The organism is Nostoc sp. FACHB-892 (assembly GCF_014698795.1).
Classification (GTDB): Bacteria; Cyanobacteriota; Cyanobacteriia; order Cyanobacteriales; family Nostocaceae; genus Nostoc.
On the sequence record NZ_JACJTR010000087.1, the window covers coordinates 1 to 13,011 of the forward strand.

The 13,011-nt window shown below is 43.0% G+C and carries 15 protein-coding genes and 4 pseudogenes; 2 read left to right on the plus strand and 17 right to left on the minus strand.

From position 1 onward, the window contains the following. The 7 genes and pseudogenes from H6G96_RS40860 to H6G96_RS38470 all read right to left on the minus strand — a co-directional run. A pseudogene (locus tag H6G96_RS40860) lies at window positions 1–278 on the minus strand (hypothetical protein); the annotation flags it as partial. A gap of 71 nt (window positions 279–349) precedes the next feature. Further along, a complete protein-coding gene (locus H6G96_RS38445) occupies window positions 350–688 on the minus strand; it encodes a CPBP family glutamic-type intramembrane protease (protein ID WP_242063613.1) in 339 nt (112 codons plus the stop codon). 14 nt (window positions 689–702) lie between these two features. Then, window positions 703–1,047 carry a hypothetical protein gene (locus H6G96_RS38450; RefSeq protein WP_190919622.1) on the minus strand — a complete coding sequence of 115 codons (345 nt, stop codon included), beginning with the start codon at window positions 1,045–1,047 and terminating at the stop codon, window positions 703–705. A 97-nt stretch (window positions 1,048–1,144) separates the two neighbouring features. Next, window positions 1,145–1,333 carry a hypothetical protein gene (locus H6G96_RS42050; RefSeq protein WP_242063614.1) on the minus strand — a complete coding sequence of 63 codons (189 nt, stop codon included), beginning with the start codon at window positions 1,331–1,333 and terminating at the stop codon, window positions 1,145–1,147. Window positions 1,334–1,564: 231 nt separating this feature from the next. Then, window positions 1,565–2,122: a DsbA family protein gene (locus H6G96_RS38460; RefSeq protein WP_190919624.1), complete on the minus strand. Its 558-nt coding sequence runs from the start codon at window positions 2,120–2,122 to the stop codon at window positions 1,565–1,567. A gap of 221 nt (window positions 2,123–2,343) precedes the next feature. Next, window positions 2,344–2,586: pseudogene (locus tag H6G96_RS38465) on the minus strand (response regulator transcription factor); the annotation flags it as partial. After that, on the minus strand, window positions 2,571–2,714 hold the full coding sequence (locus tag H6G96_RS38470) for a hypothetical protein (RefSeq protein WP_190919626.1): 144 nt from the start codon (window positions 2,712–2,714) through the stop codon (window positions 2,571–2,573). The pseudogene H6G96_RS38465 and the gene H6G96_RS38470, both read right to left, overlap by 16 nt. A 291-nt stretch (window positions 2,715–3,005) precedes the next feature. Here H6G96_RS38470 and H6G96_RS38475 point away from each other — a divergent pair. After that, window positions 3,006–3,671: pseudogene (locus tag H6G96_RS38475) on the plus strand (transposase); the annotation flags it as partial. 340 nt (window positions 3,672–4,011) lie between these two features. Here H6G96_RS38475 and H6G96_RS38480 read toward each other — a convergent pair. From H6G96_RS38480 to H6G96_RS38490, 3 genes are all read right to left on the minus strand, one after another. Then, window positions 4,012–5,061, minus strand: a complete 1,050-nt coding sequence (locus tag H6G96_RS38480) for an SGNH/GDSL hydrolase family protein (protein WP_190919630.1) — start codon at window positions 5,059–5,061, stop codon at window positions 4,012–4,014. A 262-nt stretch (window positions 5,062–5,323) separates the two neighbouring features. Further along, on the minus strand, window positions 5,324–6,202 hold the full coding sequence (locus H6G96_RS38485; protein ID WP_190919632.1) for a dioxygenase: 879 nt from the start codon (window positions 6,200–6,202) through the stop codon (window positions 5,324–5,326). 757 nt (window positions 6,203–6,959) lie between these two features. After that, a complete protein-coding gene (locus H6G96_RS38490; RefSeq protein WP_190919634.1) occupies window positions 6,960–8,159 on the minus strand; it encodes a ScyD/ScyE family protein in 1,200 nt (399 codons plus the stop codon). A gap of 62 nt (window positions 8,160–8,221) precedes the next feature. Between H6G96_RS38490 and H6G96_RS38495 the strand changes: the two genes are divergently transcribed. After that, entirely contained in the window at window positions 8,222–8,377 is a 156-nt protein-coding gene (locus H6G96_RS38495) for a hypothetical protein (protein WP_190919636.1), read from the plus strand. A 53-nt stretch (window positions 8,378–8,430) separates the two neighbouring features. Here the strand turns inward: H6G96_RS38495 and H6G96_RS38500 are convergent, their stop codons facing one another. From H6G96_RS38500 to H6G96_RS38530, 7 genes and pseudogenes are all read right to left on the minus strand, one after another. Then, on the minus strand, window positions 8,431–8,787 hold the full coding sequence (locus H6G96_RS38500; RefSeq protein ID WP_190919638.1) for a hypothetical protein: 357 nt from the start codon (window positions 8,785–8,787) through the stop codon (window positions 8,431–8,433). 154 nt (window positions 8,788–8,941) lie between these two features. Next, complete coding sequence (locus H6G96_RS38505; protein WP_190919639.1) at window positions 8,942–9,250, minus strand: cupin domain-containing protein; 309 nt, start codon at window positions 9,248–9,250, stop codon at window positions 8,942–8,944. A gap of 65 nt (window positions 9,251–9,315) precedes the next feature. Further along, window positions 9,316–9,465, minus strand: coding sequence for a hypothetical protein (locus tag H6G96_RS42055; RefSeq protein WP_242063615.1), 150 nt, complete (start codon window positions 9,463–9,465; stop codon window positions 9,316–9,318). An 8-nt stretch (window positions 9,466–9,473) separates the two neighbouring features. Next, window positions 9,474–9,758 (minus strand): DUF4278 domain-containing protein, encoded by a 285-nt coding sequence (locus H6G96_RS38515; protein WP_242063616.1) that lies wholly within the window; start codon window positions 9,756–9,758, stop codon window positions 9,474–9,476. Window positions 9,759–9,874: 116 nt separating this feature from the next. Further along, a pseudogene (locus H6G96_RS38520) lies at window positions 9,875–10,066 on the minus strand (disulfide bond formation protein DsbA); the annotation flags it as partial. 225 nt (window positions 10,067–10,291) lie between these two features. Next, complete coding sequence (locus H6G96_RS38525) at window positions 10,292–10,921, minus strand: response regulator transcription factor (RefSeq protein WP_190919641.1); 630 nt, start codon at window positions 10,919–10,921, stop codon at window positions 10,292–10,294. A gap of 12 nt (window positions 10,922–10,933) precedes the next feature. Continuing rightward, the coding region (locus H6G96_RS38530) for a PAS domain S-box protein (protein WP_199339870.1) at window positions 10,934–13,011 on the minus strand (2,078 nt) is incomplete at its 5' end.

Genomic DNA, 13,011 nt, shown 5'->3' on the forward strand with positions numbered 1-13,011 from the left:
TCACGAATCAGTTTGGCGGTTTTTTCACCTTCTGCGTCGCGTCTGCCTGAGAATACTACCTTTGCTCCAGCAGCACCAAATACGATAACTTCTCTGCGAGACGCTACGCGAACGTTAAGCTTTCCTTCTCTACGTTCGCGGAGCGTGTCGTAGACAGAGGCTGCGCCAACGGAACGCTGCGCGTAGCTTGCTTCCCCGTAGGGGTACGCTAACGCGGTTGCTCTGCCGATTCCCGATGTGCCACCAGTGACTAACGCCGCTTTATCTTGAAGTATCATTCTATTTCTCCTAAAATCTAAGTCAGGTTGTTCTCTCTTGAAATAATCATGAAATCGTTTTAGAAAAAAGCTTAGACAAATCTTGCAAGCATTAGGCTAAGAGCAAAGGAAAAGGCATGAACGCTGACATGGGATAACATCGCAGCCTCAAGCGAGTATTGCCAAAAGAGCCAACCAAAAGCAATGCCAGCAATCCCATTGAGTAATATCCCTCGGATAATCACAAGCGGAGTGAGTGGAACGATCGCGGCAGTCGCTGGCAGGTGTGAAAGTCCAAATACCAACGCGGCTAGAACGATCGCACCCTGGTAAATACCTTGACTTAGCAACGTAACGCCTTGTTTTAGCCCTTTCCACGCGATCCAAACAAGCAGCGACATTAAGCCCCAGCGCAGGTGTTGGCAACTCATAGTTTGCAACGGCTCTATCCTAAAATTAGGGTTCGATAACCACGCCGCTCCAGTCGGTTGGCAGCACGTCGGGCATCGCGACGATTGTAGTGGATACTCTCATAAATCCATTTCCGATTGTCACGGCTGCGGTAATAAACCACAAATGGCCGATTGCGCCGATCGTCACCATACTGGTAGTCACGATGCTGGTTATCACGATATCGATCGTCACGATCGCGATCGTACTGAGCGATTGACATATTCGGCTCTCGGTCAAGGTTATGACCAATTTTTTCTGAATCTAGTGCCTGTGCTGTAAAGGGCATATTTACTATGAATCCCGTACCCACCAGTGCTAGCAAAATTATCTTTTTCATGAGATTAGTTTGAAGGTGTAATTGGATTGATCAGGCTTTGAGAGCGCTTTAGTCGAGTGATAGTCATGTCCCAGGCGCACATTGCTCTACACTCCGCTCACAGGTAGCAAACTTGTGAGTTTTGATCAGTTCGCCGTATATCCGCCATCGAGGTTATTGCTAAATCTGTTTTCGACAGCATAAATTTTGATCGTTCCACCTGCTGTTGAATTATGTACTGGTGTAGAGAAACCTCGATCGCTTGTTTGAACAAACTTGCAAAATAAGTCGGGCTAATGTTGATCACTTCTGCAAGTTCAATTAACGACAATTCTCGATCGACGGTGAGTCTGAATATAGTTGAGTACTTGCTGCAATTGGGTGCGTGTCAAGCCTTTGTGTTTGAATTCAAGGGTTGGCGTTGGCGTTGTTAGCATGATTCAAAATTGGCAATTTATTCAACAAAACAGGCAAAAACTAGCCATCGCGCACTCGATCACTTACTAGCACTAACCCTGAAGTCAGATATGAATAGAGCTTAGTGACTTGCAGCAATCATGGCTGTCATCAACTCTGTCATTTTCCAGCGTCCGGTATATCGAATGTTATTGATAAATAGGGCTGGAGCAGCCGTTACTCCACTCTTGCATCCACTTTCAATATCTTTATTGATACGATCAATATGCACTTGTTTAGACAGATCTTTGAGAAACTGAGGGATATCAAGCCCTAAATCATTGGCGTACTCGACAAGATAACCATTCTCCAACTTTTGTTGATGGGCAAATAAAGTATCATTCATTAACCAAAACTGTCCTTGGACAGCGGCGGCAACGGCTGCTTCGGCTGCCCGTTGAGCTTGGGGATGAATCTGTGCTTGCGGAAAATGACGGAAGATAAAGCATAAATCATCCTCTCCAAAAGAAGCACTAAGTTCTCCTTTGAGCACTTTAATCAGCTTGTAAACATCCGCACTTTTAGAGCATTGATAGTCTCCATACATCACCAGCACGACCTTAGCACTCAGCACACCTCGCATCCAATCCTGGGTTGAAGGGGGTACAAGTAAGGAACTGTGGCTACGATCGTCGTTCATTTTTCTACATTTGCATCAAGCATGGAACCTTGCAATTTATTTGTTCAATCCACTGATTGCATAACTGTTTGCATAAATTCAATATAGGCGATCGCCTTCAAGCTGTCGTCTATAGCAAGTTAAAATTTTTACAGTATAAATTGATAGAGTAACCATGCCATCGTGGAGTAGAAGGCTGGTTATAACTCAAGTTAGAATCCCAATTCTATCGAAAGTACATCCTATAAATTAACAATGCCGCGTTTAACGGCGACAATCACAGCTTGGGTGCGATCGCTGACATCCAATTTATTCAAAATCCGATTAACATGAGATTTAACAGTGCCTTCACCGATACTCAAAGCAGTCGCAATATCGGCATTACTCATCCCCTGAGCCAGTGAGCGGAGTACTGCTAGTTCTTTTTCACTCAGTTCTGGATTGCTGAGGCGCTGTACCAACTTTGCTTCTACATCGGGCGGAATAGGTATTGAGCCGAGATATAACCCTGTTCTGTCACTTTGGGAGAAGCCAATGCCTGAAAGCCTTTGAGAGCTTTATTTTTCAGATTTTGGCTATAAATTTTAGTTTCTGTTAGAAAAGAAAAGCTCAAAACTTTATCAAATCAAAGTTTCAGAGTTTCGCTCCGATTATTGTTTTCCGAAAGTGACAAAACAGGGATAAGTAAAAACCTGCAAGATGGTCTCGAAGCTCCTACTATATATAGGGTTCAGCCATTTTTAAGTAAAATCGGCAGGATAACGTAAATCTTGGGTATGTATCGCTACAAAAACTGGAGTATTTATTAATTTTATTTACAGGTTTTACAGCAAGGACTTTGAGTATCCTTCGCAATGGATTGTCTGTAACTATTACAGGCAAAAGATTATAGCCCAAAATATTAGCCTTAAAACTAGCAAACTGGCTGACAGAGCAGAAAGTATATTTCTGTTTACGCTTAAAAAAAGATGCATTTATAGAAATAGAACCGGAAATTTGGCTGCAATGAAGAGATTTAGGTTTAGCACCTGGACTTTCTTTCTTTTATCAAAGTATTAAATATACAAAAAGTACAGGATTTATGAGCTTTAATCTTGCTGCTAAATGGAAGCGTAAACGTTTAGGGTTTGCGCCGGAGGAGGGTTGGTTTATCCTTACCAACTTAGATGACTTAGATTCAGTTATTAGAGCTTATAAACAACGTTTTGATATTGAAGAGATGTTTAGAGAGTTTAAGAGCGGTGGTTATAACTTAGAAGATACTAATGTATCAGGTCAAAGGCTAATTTCTCTAATATTATTAATCTCACTTGCCTATACGGCTGCAACTATATCTGGCCAAAAAATTAAACGCATGGGTGTTCAAAAATATGTTGGACGAATCAAAGAATCTAAGCGGACAGTTCGCCGCCATAGCAGTTTTTATATTGGATTATATGGATCTAACTGGGTCGATTTCATGGAAAATTCTTATGAATTGATAGCTGAGTTAATGACACTAGCTCCTAATAAGCGAAAGTATTATCAACAAGGGGAGAGAGCTATGAGGCTTATTTTATCTGCATCCTAGCCCTTTTTGTAGCCCCCCAAGGTATTTATTAAACTCTTGGGTTGGCGAAAAGCAATTATTGACCCTCAGACTGCAAGTATCTTCAGGCAAAATCCTACTTTCGCTTAAAAAACGCTCAAACTTATATACAGCAGGGCTTTTCAGACCATATTGCTGTTTTTTACTTGTATCTCGGCTCAATACCTAGATGAGGCCATTACAAATGCCTTAGATGCTGTAACTAAAAAAGACATTATTGGATGGTTCACGCACAACTGTTACTATATTGCACCCAACTGAGAACCGCTATAAGTTTGGGACAAGCGCGTACAATGAAACCTACTTTGGCACGGTGATACCCTTAGCTACTATGAACTTTACGCCGTAGTAAACTTATTATACCTATACAAGCTATCAAAGCTACAACATTTGATGGTTCAGGAACAGTTGGTGTTTTCTGTATATCTAAGAAATTGGCCATATCTTCACCAATGATTTGATGTACACGACGAGTAGGATGAATCTCGTCGAAGTAATAATAATTATCAGGTGTTGAACAAGCAGGCTCTAACCCCCCAGTGGTGTATAAAAGTTTGCAGGCATCATTTATATTGGTAAAACCAAATGTCGCTGGGGTAGAGCGAATTTTGTTGCTAATTGCAACATGGTCATACAGTGCAACTTCGACACCTAATTGCTTATTCAGCGTATCGAGTTGACCGGGAAGACTTTTATTGATAACATCTCTAAACTTAGCTGCCTCTTCTGAGTATTGCTCAAAAAGTGGTAATGCAGCTAAATCTGTAGAATTTACAACAAAAAACTGTTCTGCACCTAGCACTGCAAGTTGTGATATTCCAGAAACAATATTGTTAACAGCAGCATCAGCTAATACATCGACCGAACCAGTCTGATTATTAAAAAACCTTTCTAATAAGTCATTTGTAGATATAAAAATGAAGTATAATCCCTTAGAATCTGGCACACGATTAACTTCTGCTTTATATTCTTCGATTTGACCGAATAAACCAGTATTTTGATATTTATCAAGCCAAGTACTTAAATTGCCATTACCGCTTTTTGCACCACCCACAGCATAATCTGTTAATTGTAAATTTTTTTGTTTTGCTAGTACCTCAACTGATGTTAAGCCGGGATTATTTGTCCATCGACCATCAGAGTCATACACATCTACTTGGGGGAATATAAATGCTCCAGGCACCCCAGAGTTAACTGCTGCTGTTGTAATCCGAAGTGCTGCCCCATTATCTGAATAGCTATCACCAAAAGCATAAATACGAGAAATAGAGTTGAAAGAAGCAGCATAAGCATTATTAACACTTACACACAAAAAAGCTGCACTACTTACTGTGGCAGTAACAAATGTCTTGAAAATTGTATTTTTCAGCATAGATCAATGCATTTCCGAATATTTAAAATTATGTTCTAAGGTGTAACCTTTACTTTTAATTTACTATAGTTTTTAAATGCTATAAACTACGAGTATGGCAAATTTTTCATCCTTATTTACTCTAAAAAATAAGTTCCTAACTGTTTTATTCTCTCTACCCAACCTTTCACCTCCAGAGCAGGGCAGCCGCATCATGTCAATAAGCAAGCTTTATTCTCAATAGAGTTAAAAATATGGTATAGACATAACGTGCAGCCGTTCTTTATGATTCTCCACTAGAGAGAGTAAAGGGTTTCAACACAAAATCAAATTCCGTTGTGTAAAACGGTTTACTTTGATTCCGTGCCTTGAGTTCGTCTGGTGCTTCATGCTTTTGCAATTGAACGATCGCTGAGCGAACTGCAAAAGTTGTATCTGAATCCAGGTGAGGATCGCCAGCCATAAAGATTTGAGTTGTCAGCGAGGTATATTCCGGGACACTGACTTTGAAATGGATGTGAGCCGCTCGCCAAGTGTGCCGTCCTAGCAGTCGTAACAACTCGCCCGATGGTCCGCTGGCTGGCACGTTGTAACCTAGCGGCACCACAGTTTCAAACGCATACTTACCACTGGCACCTGTTTTGAAACGCCCCCGAAAGTTCCCTTGCGGCTGAGATAAATCCTGGATGTCATACAATCCCTTAGAATTTGGTTGCCAAACATCAATCAGGGCATTAGCAATCGGTTGACCGTTCACATCTAAAGCACTGCCTGACAGGAAAAGCGTTTCACCTTCTGGATCAATACCCAAGCGATCGCCCATCTGTCGTTCTGGTGCATTCGGCACATACAACGGCCCTTCTAAATTGCTTTCTGTACCGTTATGTGTATTTTGTAACAATTCCACTAGCTCCGAGATCCCTAGTATGTCTGTTAATAGATGTATCTCTCCAGTAGGAATCTCTTGAGTATGATGGCTTGCCTGGTTAAGAAAATCACGTCCCTGCTGTAATTCTGGTTCAGTCAGATTCACCTCGCGCACAAAGTCATGCAAATGTCGAACCAAACTTGTGTAAATTTCATATAGTCGCGGGTGGGATTTGCCGCGATCGCCATGATTAATGACGGCTTGAGTAATGGTGTTAAGTGTAATATTCTGCATGATTGAACTCCTTATTAGTTCAGTGATTAACCGTCTTATGTCAAACTGGGAAAAGCTAATCTCAGCCATTTGGAGCTTTACTTTTCAACTTTTGGCTAAAAATTTTAGTTTCTATTAGAAAATAAAGGCTCAAAGTCTGACTAGATAAAGGTTCCAATGTTTAGCTATGATTCTTGTTTTCCGAAAGTGACAGAACAGGGTATACTGGTTTGCCCATCTCAAAAAGCATGTTAGAGTATTCACTCCAAATTTTGGGAAGGCTTCAAGTTGAGCAGCACGATGCGGTAACTCTGGATTATGCTGCTCACAAACATAAAGTTAAGCGATATCGGCAACAATAATACTGTTTGTTATCACAGTCTGAGGAGACTTACCGCCCAGCCCCCTTGATGCATTGATTGGAGATGAGCCGTTAAAGGATTGGGTGTGTTGGAGCCACCAATAAGAGAAACAGCGACAATTGCTTTGCCTGCTCAAGATTATCCCTATTCTGTCACTCTTGGAAAACAATAATCGAAGCAAGATCCTGAAACTTTGGTTGAGCCAAGCTTTAAACCTTTATTTCCTAACAGTAACTAAAATTTGTAGCTAAAACCTGAAAAATAAAGCTGCGAAAGGCTTACAGGGATTAGCTTCTCCCAGATTGACAAAACAGGGTTATGTTATGGCAGAAGTACTGAATGTAGAAGCACAGAGATGGTTAATGAGTGAGGATAGATGGCACTGTGTAGCCAATTATGGCGGCTCCTGTCGGCGTTCAAACTCCTGAATATGACTGGAGAGGAAACGAATGACCCAACGCTTGTTGGTAGATATTCGCCAGATCGCTATCTGCCGTGTTCGTCATCATGCAGTGATTCACCAAGTCATACAGCGGAGCGCAACCAAAGTTTGTATCCTTCTTTAAACTCAACTGCAACACCTCTCCAAGTCCTGCAAGAAAGCCTTTGTTGGAAATGTAAATATTACCATCAGAACCGATTTCTAGACCTGTCGGATTAATTAGCTCATCATCCAAGATTGTGGTGCGAGTTCTACCATCTGGAGATACATAAATCAGGGCACCTGCGTCACTTCCATTCAAGATTCCATCCGCATCATATTCCAGGACATACAAACCGCCAGATTTATCAAAGGCCAAATCAGCGATATTCGTAAAACCCCCTGCATAGACTTCCGGTTGACCTTCAGCATTAATGCGGTAAACTTTTGCTGTTTCTGCCTGAAAAGGAAACCCAGTCAACTCACCAACATAGAGAGCGCTATCAGGACCAACGGTGACTGAGGTGGGGACAGGCTGCCGCACCACAGCTTCACCCGTGAGCGGATCAGTCGTGGTATAAGTTGGAAAGACTGTTACTAGAGTCGGTTCGCTGCTAAAGGCTCGCTGACTGAGCAAATCATTGGCACCTGCATCTACGACATAGACTGTATTATCTTTAATCAGCAAGTCATAGAGGTTGGTGTCTACGTTTTGCCCATCGGGGTTGTTATTTTGCTCATAAGCACCAAAATCGCTCAATCTTGTCCAAGAAGCACCACCATCAAAATTATTGATCGCGATCAACTGGCTAAAATCAGGAACTTGTAGAATATTATCTCGATTGGTTGGATTGCTGGCAAGACCCACGATCGCATAGGCGTTTCCATAGTCATCAAACTCAATGTCATTCACACCGGCTGCATCTGCTCCATCGGGTAATGCCAGCGATGGTAGTCCGGTTACGACTCGTTCTACAACACCATTTTGAATTCGGGTAATTGCACCTGTTGCACCATAGAACACAGACGCGCCCGGTTGAGATGGAGACGGAATACTGGCACCTGTTCCCCCTCGTCCTGCTTCGGCAACATAAAGTGCCCCATCAGGGCCAAAGCTCAACTTACGTGGACTATCCAGACCAGATGCCAGCACCTCAATTTGCGATATCTGTGGTGTTTTTACTGTTTGGGACATGGTTTTCCTCCTTTGAATTTACGATGCTCTATCCTCAATAGCAGACAAAAAATGAAGCAAAAATGTCTGTCGCATTATTTCGTAGCCTAGTTTCGACTTCAGAAATACTTGAAACAACAGCATCTATTTCACTTTGGGAAGGCAGTAACTTTACTACAGCAGCCCCATCTCTTCATACTCTTGTTTTGGCAACGGTATTGATTCTGCTATTCATTTGAAGTCAGTGATTGATAGAGTTTATACTTCTCTATTTGTTCCCCACCTCCAATATTTAGTTACCTGCTATAAACTGATGAATGCGTTCCAGCCAAGCTTGATTTGCATCAATTGTGAGAATAATTCGTTGGCAAGATTCATCTTTGAGTTCTAGAGTTAAATAATCTTGGTCTTTCGTCACGTACCAAAATTCTTTACCTCTACTGCTGTAGTAGGTTCCTGCTTTAATTATCCCTGGAATAACAAGACCGGGATTACGGATTTCTGACCAACTACTTACTGGTTGATCAGTCGAAGCTGCTGTAATATGATTGAGGGGAATTACCAAATTTTTGCAGATATTAAATGCCAGTAATTGCTCATGCCATTCCCATTCAATTTGTAAGTTGTCATTAACGAGAGTGAGATTCATTGTTTTCTTCCTTAATCTGTTGGTAGCTAAATAATGTAACTTTTCCAGAAATTACTAAATGAGATTTATTTCTTTAGTTCGCAATGATAAGCTCTAATCCAAGCAAAAACCAGCACAAATAATTTTTCGATAATTCCCCAAAAAATAGCCAAAGTCAACAGCCTAGTTCGTTGCCATAGTTGTGAAGGAACTGGATGGCATTTGGAGGAATGTAAACCGTATCGCCTGGTTCAATGCGACGAACTTCACTGTTGATCGATATTTCGCCAACACCGCTAATGATGTAATAAACCTCAGAAGTCTTTAGGGAATGGGGAATCGAAGTTTTGCCAACAGGCAAGATCGCATACGCCAAACTGTAACGCAAGTTGATGTCTTGTTTGTCAGGATGAAGCAGTTCGCGCAGAACAGTTCCATCTCCAGCGATAATTTCTTCACAGTCGTTTAGTTTTTGGATCAGCATAAGTTTAGGCTTGCAATTACACAATCGGAGCAAGTTCAGAATCTGTGAATTTTGGAGGAGAAAGCTTAAGGAAGTGCTGGCTCATGTCGCAACACGGCTAAATCCTCAGCATCGAGTTCAACGGGAATCCCACTGCGAATCAGTTCAGCAAAGTTGCGGTAAGCTCGGTAGTCCTGCGGCGATCTCAGCACTGGAATTACATGAGATTCGTTCATCAGAGTCTCTATATTGAGTTGTACAAATTAAATGTGCTTTCCGGTTGAGTAACTACGCTAACTTCTTCCTGTGCAGTTTTATTCACAAAGTAGGCACTTCCTCGATACACCAATCTATAAGCTACTGGTTGTACAGGAACTTCACTCTGCTTTGTATTCGGATCGATACGATAGGGAACCCCACGGTAAGTCAAATTAGAAGGTCTTTTGTTCTGGATTTCATGCTTCAAAGCGTCGTATTCGTAGCTAACACCGCGATATTGAAGTTTCATGGTTTCACCTTTTGGTTTCATGGTTTCACCTTTTGAATGAATGTACAGCGTTTTGCAACTCTATCAAGTAGGGCAATAGAAAACCAATTCAATTGTTACATGGCTGCTCTTGTACAAAATTAAGTCGCAAACTGCTGTAAATAATCCTCTCCAAAAGAAACCGTAAGCTCTTGCCGAATGATTTTAATCAGCTTGTAAACATCCGCACTTCTAGAGCATTGATAGTCTCCATACATCACCAGCACTACCTTGGCACTCAACACACCTTGAATCCAATCTTGGGCTGAAGGCGGTACAAGTAAGGAACTGCGGTTACGATCGTCGTTCATCTTTCTAAATCTGCATCAAGCATGGAACTTTGCAATTAACTTGCTCAATTCATTGCCTGGATGACTGTTTGCATAAATTCAATATAGGAGATCGCCTTCAAGCTGTCGTCTATAGCAAGTTAAAATTTTTACAGTACAAATTGATAGAGTAACCGTGCCATCGCAAAGTAGAAGGCTAGCTATAACTTAAGTTAGAATCCGAATCTGATCGAAAGAAAGTACATCCTACAAACTGACAATGCCGCGCTTAACGGCAACAATCACCGCTTGGGTGCGATCGCTGACATCTAGCTTATTCAAAATCCGATTAACATGAGATTTAACCGTGCCTTCACCGATGCTCAAAGCAGCCGCAATATCAGCATTACTCATCCCCTGCGCCAGTGAACGGAGTACTTCTAGTTCTCTTTCACTCAGTTCTGGATTACTCAGGCGCTGTACCAACTTTGCTCCCACATCGGGCGGAATGTACTTCTGACCCCGATGAACGGTGCGAATCGCATTCAGAAGCTCGTCAGGTTCAGTTTCTTTCAACAGGTATCCTTTTGCGCCTGCCTGCAATCCCCGATAGATATCTTCGTCACTATCATACGTGGTCAGTACAATAATCCGAGCAGATTTAGCAGTAGCACAAATTGCACCGATGGCGGCAACCCCCTCCACTTCAGGCATTCGCAGATCCATTAGCGTTACATCTGGTTGGTGTTCCCCAAATAGAGCGATCGCTTGTTCCCCATTTTCGGCTTGGGCAATCACCTGCATATCTGGGTCACGGTTAATAATCGTGGCTAATCCTTGCCGAAAAATTGCATGATCGTCCGCAATTAGAACTCGAATGGTCGTGGCTTGGCTCATTGTAATGCTCACTTAAGGGTTGACGGTGACAATAATTTCTGTTCCTTGTCCAGGTTGACTCCTAATCGTTAGTTGTGCGCCGATGCGCTCTGCCCGTTCGCTCATGCCTAGTAAGCCAAAACCCTCAGAGGCTGAAATACTCCCAACTCCAAAGCCCTGTCCATTGTCTCTCACGCGCAAGCAAAACTGGTCGCGATCGTAGATTAGCTCCACTCGAATTTCGTCAGCGTTGGCGTGTTTGATCGCATTGGTTAATGCTTCCTGCCCCATCCGCAGTACGTTATTCTCAACTTCAGTTGATAGAGCATACGCTATCCCCTTGACCTCATAATACAAAGTGGTATCGTTTGCAGCCGCTCTGATTTGAGTTACGAGGCGATGGAGAGCGCTCTGTAAACTGCCCGACTCCAAAAGCTGAGGACGCAGCGCGACGACCGATCGCCGCGCTTCAGTCAGTCCAGTTCGTGCCAATTCTTTGATCAGATCCAGGTGTGCCTGAGTTGCTTCTACATCATCCGTTAGCACCTGTTTTGCCGCTCCCACCTGAGCCAGAATGCCTGTAAACGCCTGAGCGAGTGTGTCGTGAATTTCGCGTGCCATGCGGTTGCGCTCCTCTAAAATTGAGGCTTCTTCTGCTTGCTTCTGCGCCGTAATATCTCGCACCAGCCAAATCACCTGATCGTGGCTGATTGGGGCAATGCGAGCCGAAAACCACATTTCTCGTCCATTTAGAAACGCACCATACTCGACCGTGAGGATTTGTTGGGTTCTCAGTACCTGCTGAATATAACCTAGAAACTCATCAGCTTCTTCCCTTCCGAGTTGATGCATAGTTTTACCAATCATCTCCTCAAAGGGTTGCCATAGCAGATTTCGTTCCAATACCATTATTTCAAGGAATCGCCCTTCAGCAGAGAATACAAACAATGGATCGGGAATTGCCTCAATTAGAGTCCGTAGCTTTGACTCTGAGACTTGTAGGGCTGCTTCTGCTTGCTTGCGATCGTCGATATCCGTAACAACTCCCAACGCTCGGATGGGTTCACCGAATTCATTCCAGGCAACAACGTTGCCAACAGCAAAAACCCATTTCCACTGACCATCCTGGGTACGATGGCGATACTCTGCTTGATAGCTGGGGACTTCTCCAGTAATACTAGCATGGTAAGCTGCAAGCACTGATTCTCTATCGTCAGGATGCAAACTCTCAATCCACTTAGATTTGGTCACATGAAATGTTGCTGGATCGTAGCCCAGCATTAAAGGGTATCCTGGGCTAACCACAACTTCTTCAGTTTTGATGTTGAGATCGTAGAGTCCTTGATTTGACGCGGTTAATGCCAAGCGTAGTCGTTCTTCACTTATTTGTAGAGCGGCTTCTGCTCGTTTGCGTAAGCGAAGCTCGTCGTAGACATCGCTAATATCCGCAATCACACCTTCGATGCATTCATCGGCTGCATTCAGACGAGTAGAGCAAAGTCCCCAAAATAGCGTGCCATCTCGTTTTTGCAGTTGCACTTCAAAGTTTTGCAGTTCACCATCACGCTTCAGCAATTCAATAGCTTGCTGGCGATCGCTGGGATTCACATAACAGTCTGTAGTGTGTTTCAGCCCAATCACCTCCTCTGGTGAATCAAAGCCAAACAGATTGGCAAAGCGTTGATTGGCTTCGAGAATTAATCCATCACAGGTGCGGGTTCGGAAGATGCCGACCTGCGAGTTTTCAAAGATAGTTCGGAACTTGGCTTCACTGCGCTGTAATGCCTCTTCTGCTTGCCTACGCTGGGTGGTGTCGTTGCCCACCGATAAGATTTCAACGACCTCTCCCTGGTCATTGAAGATGGCTTGATTCGACCAGACCATCCAAACTCGCCGTCCGTCTCGACACAGGTTTTCACTCTCGCCTTGCGGGTACAATTGAGGATTACGAAGTAAATCGTGAACAAATGGTTTGACATCCCGCCCAGAGGTTTCGATGTCTGGAATGATGGTTTCAAATAAGGTTCGCCCTACAATCTGATGTTCTTCATAGCCCAGGAGTTTCACCCCATAATCGTTGATGTATCGAATTCGTCCTTGCGTGTCATAGC